The 5,736-nt window shown below is 63.1% G+C and carries 10 protein-coding genes; all 10 read right to left on the reverse strand.

Annotated features, from left to right (window positions below):
* Positions 1 to 458: ParM/StbA family protein (locus G454_RS0114330; RefSeq protein WP_035108018.1), on the reverse strand; the 458-nt coding region annotated here is incomplete at its 3' end.
* Positions 459 to 890: 432 nt separating this feature from the next.
* Complete coding sequence (locus G454_RS21590; RefSeq protein WP_156896808.1) at positions 891 to 1,190, reverse strand: hypothetical protein; 300 nt, start codon at positions 1,188 to 1,190, stop codon at positions 891 to 893.
* A 92-nt stretch (positions 1,191 to 1,282) separates the two neighbouring features.
* Positions 1,283 to 1,519 carry a hypothetical protein gene (locus G454_RS0114340; RefSeq protein ID WP_156896807.1) on the reverse strand — a complete coding sequence of 79 codons (237 nt, stop codon included), beginning with the start codon at positions 1,517 to 1,519 and terminating at the stop codon, positions 1,283 to 1,285.
* Positions 1,497 to 1,754, reverse strand: coding sequence for a hypothetical protein (locus G454_RS0114345; RefSeq protein WP_027719043.1), 258 nt, complete (start codon positions 1,752 to 1,754; stop codon positions 1,497 to 1,499). Before G454_RS0114345 ends, G454_RS0114340 begins: the two co-directional genes overlap by 23 nt.
* Positions 1,744 to 1,944 carry a hypothetical protein gene (locus tag G454_RS21595; RefSeq protein ID WP_027719152.1) on the reverse strand — a complete coding sequence of 67 codons (201 nt, stop codon included), beginning with the start codon at positions 1,942 to 1,944 and terminating at the stop codon, positions 1,744 to 1,746. The genes G454_RS0114345 and G454_RS21595 overlap by 11 nt, the downstream gene beginning before the upstream one ends.
* A 113-nt stretch (positions 1,945 to 2,057) precedes the next feature.
* On the reverse strand, positions 2,058 to 2,963 hold the full coding sequence (locus G454_RS19445) for an ArdC family protein (RefSeq protein ID WP_051276496.1): 906 nt from the start codon (positions 2,961 to 2,963) through the stop codon (positions 2,058 to 2,060).
* Positions 2,964 to 3,390: 427 nt separating this feature from the next.
* On the reverse strand, positions 3,391 to 3,681 hold the full coding sequence (locus G454_RS0114360; RefSeq protein ID WP_027719153.1) for a DUF2442 domain-containing protein: 291 nt from the start codon (positions 3,679 to 3,681) through the stop codon (positions 3,391 to 3,393).
* Positions 3,682 to 3,702: 21 nt separating this feature from the next.
* Positions 3,703 to 4,131 (reverse strand): hypothetical protein, encoded by a 429-nt coding sequence (locus G454_RS19450; protein ID WP_084413532.1) that lies wholly within the window; start codon positions 4,129 to 4,131, stop codon positions 3,703 to 3,705.
* A gap of 121 nt (positions 4,132 to 4,252) precedes the next feature.
* The gene (locus tag G454_RS0114370; protein WP_156896830.1) at positions 4,253 to 4,996 is read right to left on the reverse strand and encodes a hypothetical protein; all 744 of its coding nucleotides are present in this window, start codon (positions 4,994 to 4,996) and stop codon (positions 4,253 to 4,255) included.
* A 499-nt stretch (positions 4,997 to 5,495) separates the two neighbouring features.
* Positions 5,496 to 5,736 (reverse strand): type II toxin-antitoxin system PemK/MazF family toxin (locus tag G454_RS0114380; protein WP_027719156.1); only part of this gene is annotated, 241 nt, incomplete at its 5' end.

Below are 5,736 nucleotides of genomic sequence, written 5' to 3' on the forward strand. Positions count from 1 at the left end.
AAGTACCTCTCGGGGCCGCCGTCCACCGACGCCCACGCCGCCAGCCGGGACAGCCTCTCGCGGAGGGCGTCCCTCTGGGGGCGGTAGAGCGCCAGGGGGAGGCCCACCGCCAGCCTGGGCACCTGGCCAGGCAGGTGGCCCTCGCTTCCCGACCCGGCGAGGTAGCACGCGGCCAGCAGCAGGACGTCGTGCATCTCCGCGGGCTTCTCCGCACCGAGGAAGCCCGAGGCGAGGAAGCTGGCCCGGGCGGCCTCGCCCACGAGGTAGGACTCCGCCCCTCCCCCCGGCGGGCGCAGGGAGACGGTGTGGCCGGGCGGGCGGCCGAAGAGGTCCCCCACCCCCAGCGAGTCGCCCCTGTCCGGGGCCACCAAGCTGGGGAAGACGACACGGCTTCCGGTATCGGAAACCGCTTTTACGAAGCCGTAGCCGACGTCGCAGGCAATGACTTTGGCCGACATCACCGATCCCCCGTTCGATGTGTGACTCACACAAAAAAAAGGCGGCCCGAGTGGGGTATCTAACACCCCACTCGGGCAACCCCTAGTCGAGCAGGTACAACTTGCTCAAATAGAACCATCCCTTGTATCCCGCTAGCCGGACCATGATTTCAGTCGGTCGGCGGCGATTCCGACGGGCGTCAATGATTTCGTATGCCTCCCTGGTCGGCCCCCAGGCGGCGTTGCGCCGCACGCGGCGGCCGACTAACTCTCGCGGATCCACCTCCGCCAGCCACTTCCTTTTCTGACAGTAGCTGCAGAGTCCCTCTTCGTTAAGTAGGTGCAGGAGGCCGGGCCTCCCGCACACGGCGCAGAACCGCCTCTCTATATTGTCACCTCCTCCTATGCCCGTAAGGGCCTAAGAGGCTCCTACCGCCCCTTTCCGGACCTCTCTCAAGCGGTCTTTAACGGCGCGGGGCTGGTGGGGTGTTCGTGGAGGCACGTTCCGCCGCCATCGTTCCATGCGCAGGCGGAGTGGTCGAACACGCACCACCATTCTCCGCTCTCCTTCTCCCGGTAGCAGGGCGGATCTTTTCTGGATCTCCTCTCCCAGTACGGGCAGGGATCCACTACGCCGTAGCCAGGGTTCTCCCCAGCGATGCAGGCGCGGATGAGGCAGTTGGGCGGCCCCCATCCGCGATCCGGATCCTCTCGATAATAATTGCACCCCTCGCAGAAGCCTTGCTTTCTCACGTTTTTAACCCTCCTTTGAACTCTAAAAATGTGAAAGCCTGGCAAAAGCGCCTGCTTCCGGCCGCTCCATCGATCCTCTCTCCCAGCTCCGTCTACCCCGTGGCCACCAACTCCGGCGGGCACTCCTCCCACCGGGCCAGCGGGGTGCGCGGGCCGTACAGCTTCCGCAGGCGGGCGAAGTCCTTCGCGGTGCGCCTGTAGCGGTAGCCCGCAAGGACTTCACCGCCGGGCAGCTTTAAATAAGCTGCCCACACCTGCTGGCCCCACACGTCCTTTCCGGCGGGCACGTAGCGGTGGGTGGCGGTTTCATACATTTTGAGTTTCGCCATTGCGCCCACTCCCTTCCGCTACGCCCAGTTTTTCCAGGGCTTCTTTTAACCCTGCCGCGCAGTCCGGGCAGAGAAAACCCAGCATATTTCCCTCCCGGTCGTAGGCGGCGTGGGCTTCGATGCGCTCCCGGTTCCCCGCCCACTGGCGAGCGGGCTTCCTGCAGTACCCGCAGGCCCCCCAGCGGAAGAACCTGCGGGCGTCCTGGCCCCTGATGCATACGGTCTCAATCCTCACGCCGCGCACCCCCCTCCGCCGTGCCCTGCCAGAGGGCCTGCCAAGCTTTTTCCAGGGCCTTCACGGCCTCCTGACGTTGCTCCGGAGGCACGGCCTCCAAGGCGTGCACTAGATCCTCTCCCGGTTTGCGCCCCCGACGGGGTGGCAAATTCAAAGCGTGCTCAAGCACCCTCTTGGATATGCCTTTCATCTTCTCGCGGCGGGCCTCTCCCCCTGGCCCGCCTCCCTCCTTTCCGGGAAGTTTTTTCAGGGAAAAGGCGGGCCTGGGGAGAGTGGCCCGGAAAAGAAGCGGGAGAGAAAAGCCTACGCGGCCTTCTCCCCCGCGTTCTCCACCAACTCTATCAGCGCCCGGGCCACCTTCTGCACCGCCTCCCCCCACTCCAGGAGCTTTTCCGCGTCCCGCACCCAGTCGGCTACGTACTCGAAGCAGTAGCCGCCCGTGTCCATCCCGAAGTGGGCCGCGGCGATGTAGGCGGCCCCTTCCGCGATGGCCTCCCCGCGCTGGTAGGCCACCTTCCGGCCCAGGGTCAGATAGAACTGCGTTCCATCTAACCCCAGCCTGTAGGCCAGTCCGTGGGCCACTTCGTGCAGAAGCACCTTGGTCCGAAGGCCCTCATCCAGCGTGGGGTCCAACCTTATTTCCCCTGTGCGCGGGTTGAACTCGCCCTTGGCGCCGGGCGTGGTCACGCCCCAGGCCACCGGGAAGGGACAGGTGGTCAGCAGGCGGTCCCACACGCGCCTGGCGGCTTCCCCGCCGGAAACCCTGCCCGTGAATTCCGGCGGCTCCGGCAGGGGTTTCCCTTCCGTCTGGGACACGTCCCAGACGTGGGTGACGTGGAAGCCCGCCAGGCGCTCCTCCTCGCGCTCCACTACCCGGACCTCCCCGGTCTCCGGGTCGGTCTCCTCGACCTGCACCCGGACCCTGACCAGGGTGGGGGCGAAGATCCTGATGCCCTTCTCGCCCGGCTTCACCCGGCGACCCAGGGAATTCCAGGTCTTTATCCCGGCCACCCTGGTGGCCTTCGGGTACTGGGCCAGAATGAGGGCCACGTTGGCCGGACTGTACTTGTGAAAGCGGGCCAGCATGTCCAGGTAGGCTTTCCAGTCGGCCCGGTCGAGGACAGCTCTCACGCCCTCCACCAGGCGGTTGTAAAGCTCCCGAACTTTTTGATCCCTGCTCTTCTTCAGGTTCTCCAGCTTCACGCTCACGGGGCGGGCCTATCCCCCGGCCCGCCCCACTCCCTCCTTTCCGTGGAATGGGTTTTGCGGGCCGGGTGGCCCTGGTTTACTTCCTAATACGCCGGGATTGGAAGCGGTAGCCATATTTGCGGGCTTCCCGCCTCAAAACATCCCGACACTCCCCACAAAGATATAGGGTATCGGAATGCCCCCATTTGTCGTAAATAACTTGGCAGATGTACTCTGCCAAGTTATCAAAGCAGGCCGGTGCGACAATCGGCCTGCCGTATGTATTAAACGAATTCTCGCACTTCATACTCACGGGGCGGGCCTCTCCTCCGGCCCGCCCCACTCCCTCCTTTCGGTTGAGAGTGGTTTTTTAGCGGGCCGGGAAAGGCCCTGGAAAAGGGAAGCGCCTGGCTTCAACCAGGCACTTCCGAAGCTCACGCGACTTTAGTCAGGCCCCAAGTTCCTCCGGTAACTTCAGCGGGACGCTGTTGGCATACAGCACGTCCGGGCATATGTCCGCCCCGTTGGGCCAGACTACTGTCCTCGTGTCGGGGTCGGCCTTTACTTGCCGGAAGAAGGCGGGGTCTTTCAGCGGCTCAAATATCGGCCCCTTCAGGAAAGGCAGAAGGTTGGCCACGCGGTACTCCCCGTTCTCGAACTCCAAAATCAGGTAGTAGGGAGCCACCGGGTACGCGCTCCGCACTTCGTGGAGGACGCTCCCAACTCCATCAAAGCGCATTACGGCCACTCTCCCTGTTCCTCAAAGTGTCCGGAGTTTCGGCAGGATGGGCACGAGCATGGCCAACGTGGTTCCCATCAGAGCAAGGGCAGTGAGGGCAATGCCTATGGTAGTCCACACAAGTGCCCTGACGCCCTTAAGCTCTTGTTTTAGTTCCTGTCGGAGGGAACTCTCAGTGTCCTTCAGTTCCTTCCTGAGCGCCAAGATTTCCTGGCGCAGTTCCTGGCGCAATGCGTTTTCAGTGTCCTTTAACTCCTTCCTCAGCGCGTTCTCGGTATCCTTTAACTCCTTCCTCAACGAGCTTTCGGTGCCCTTAAGTTCCTGCCTCAGTTCCCGGATCTCCTGCCGGAGGTCACGTAACTCTCCCTGCACCCAGCTTCCAAGGAAGAACACCTCACCGGGCTGGCGGGCAGGGTACTCTTCTGACCTGTGCTCTTTCGCCTCGCTCATAGCACTCACCGCCCCTCACCTCCAGTTTACCCGTTCTGCGCTGGAAAGGGAAGCGCCCGGAAGGGAAATCCAACCGGGCACTTCCCTTTCTCCTCTCGCACCCGCCTAGAGGCACACCCGGTCAAGCGACCGGGCGCACCTCCACGGCGAAGAACCCGTGATCTAGGCAACGGTACCGGGCCCTCACCCGCTTACCCACCGCGGTCTCCAAGGCTTTGGCGGCGCCGTTCTTGGCGTACAGAGCGACCTTCAGGCCGCCAGGTCCCTCGCACCAAGCCCGAACGACACCGCGGTCATTGACCCTGGCTTCGAGTACCTCGAAGGTGCCTTCGACCAAGGCACTATCGGCATCGCGGACTTGGGCATCGGCCTGGGCCTGCTCCTGCGGTTGGGTTTCCGCCTGGGCCTCAGCGGGCTTTTCCTGCCCGGCCAACCCCTGGACGTAGGCCTGCAACGCGGCCAGGGCCTCCTCACGCAGGCCCGCACCCAGCAGCGATGCCACCAAGTTGGCGGCGGCCACGTCGCTACGGTGCCCGCGGGAGACGTGCTCGATTTGGGCGTCGATCTCCCGCAGGGCCTGGCGCAGGCGGTCGGCCTCCTGCCGCAGGGCCTGGTAGTCCCCGTCGGCCTGGAGGCGGCGGTGTATCTCCGCCTGCCGGGCCTGCTCGTTGGGGTAGAGCGGCCTGCCGTCCCCGTTGCGGGCGGCGGCCACCTCCCCGGCCACCTGCGCCTCGCGCTCCTTGATGGCATCCAGGGCGCGGTGGAGTTGGTCGGAAACCTCACCGCGCTCCAGGATCAGCCTGGCCGCCCTCTCGGGGGCGGTAACTAGGTTTTGGGAAATTTTGGTGACTAACTCCTTGAACATACGCTCGGCGGCGGGCCCCCGGCGGCCCGCCGCACCAAACACCTCCTTTTTTTGGGTGTTAGTGTCGGCGGGCCTGCCGGGCGGCCCCGTTAATCTAAACTATGCCATCTTCCCGCAGTAGTAGGGGTTTTCGACTAACAAGGAAGCTCCCGCCCAGACCGCGGCACAGCGTCTCCTGGTCCAAGTCTTTTGCATCTATCCACCGCGTGCGGCCGGGGACAAGGTCTTCGTAATCATAAAGGGATTTAAACAACTCCTTCCCAACCGCATTGTCAGCGATAATCGAAACGGTATAAAGCATGATGTACCGAGTACGGCTGTTGGCACGCAGGTATCGATCTACCGCTTCCTTAGCTCTCTGAAATTTTGATTTCCTAGGCATGCTCACAGGTACTCGCGGGCCCCCGGCGGCCCGCTTTCCCCAATCACGCCCCTTTCCGTTTCGTGATTGGTTTTTGCGGGCCGGATCCGGGCGACCCAGATTAGTTCTACTCTACACCTATATACGCCCTCTCACTAACGCTGCCACGACCGATGAGAGGATTTCTTTGAAGTCTTCTAACTCAGCCTTGCCCAACTTTTTTATCACGATCCGCTCATCGATGGTGAAGAGTCGGTGAACCCTTGCCACTGTAGGCTTCGGAAGCCCTGCTTCCTTCCACTGCTTCAGCGGGACTTCGCTTCTGGCTTTAGGGGAGGAAGTCAGCATCACGCAGACTAACTCTCCCCATCTTTCAGCC

This window comes from Desulfovirgula thermocuniculi DSM 16036, assembly GCF_000429345.1.
Classification (GTDB): domain Bacteria; phylum Bacillota; class Desulfotomaculia; order Desulfotomaculales; family Desulfovirgulaceae; genus Desulfovirgula; species Desulfovirgula thermocuniculi.

What these genes read in the sequence shown, in the direction of transcription:
- G454_RS0114340 (WP_156896807.1), bottom strand. Translation starts at nt 1,519, where the DNA reads ATGGCGAAACTCAAAATGTATGAAACCGCCACCCACCGCTACGTGCCC.
- G454_RS21595 (WP_027719152.1), bottom strand. Translation starts at nt 1,944, where the DNA reads ATGAAAGGCATATCCAAGAGGGTGCTTGAGCACGCTTTGAATTTGCCA.
- G454_RS0114360 (WP_027719153.1), bottom strand. Translation starts at nt 3,681, where the DNA reads ATGCGCTTTGATGGAGTTGGGAGCGTCCTCCACGAAGTGCGGAGCGCG.
- G454_RS19450 (WP_084413532.1), bottom strand. Translation starts at nt 4,131, where the DNA reads ATGAGCGAGGCGAAAGAGCACAGGTCAGAAGAGTACCCTGCCCGCCAG.
- G454_RS0114370 (WP_156896830.1), bottom strand. Translation starts at nt 4,996, where the DNA reads ATGTTCAAGGAGTTAGTCACCAAAATTTCCCAAAACCTAGTTACCGCC.